The organism is Megasphaera sp. AF13-6AC, from assembly GCF_027685385.1.
Lineage (GTDB): Bacteria > Bacillota > Negativicutes > Veillonellales > Megasphaeraceae > Megasphaera > Megasphaera micronuciformis.
The window spans coordinates 1-540 of sequence record NZ_JAQCUN010000348.1; the positions used below are offsets into that span (position 1 = coordinate 1).

At 48.1% G+C, this 540-nt stretch carries 1 protein-coding gene; it reads left to right on the forward strand.

Annotated features, from left to right (window positions below; translation table 11 throughout):
* Positions 1-540: radical SAM protein (locus tag PGX78_RS09395; RefSeq protein WP_270446702.1), on the forward strand; the 540-nt coding region annotated here is incomplete at both ends.

Consider the following 540-nt stretch of genomic DNA (forward strand, 5'->3'; position numbering starts at 1 on the left):
AGAGTTGTTGAAAGAGTTGCCCGAAGTAGATGCCCTCTTGGGCACCGGTTCATGGGACCGAATTTGGGAAGCCGTTACGGCGGTTAAGACGGGTAAACGGGCTTGCTTTATGGACGATGTGAGTCATTTGTACGACCAGAATACGAGTCGTGTTTTGACGACGCCCACGTACAGTGCCTATGTCAAAATCGGGGAAGGTTGTAATAACGGTTGTACCTTCTGTATCATTCCGCACGTACGCGGACCCTTGTACAGTCGAACTGTCGAATCCGTAACGGCGGAAGTGCGGCAACTCGCCGCCGGCGGGGTGAAGGAAATCAATCTTATCGCACAGGATACGACGAGTTACGGATTCGATTTGGCGGGAAAGTCCCTCTTGCCCGACTTGTTGCGTGAATTAGTTAAGATAGAAGGGATTGAATGGATTCGTCTCTTCTATTTATACCCCCATTTCTTTACGGATGAATTGACGGAACTTATTGTTAAGGAAGACAAAATCTGTCCTTACGTCGATTTACCGTTACAACACATTTCACAGAG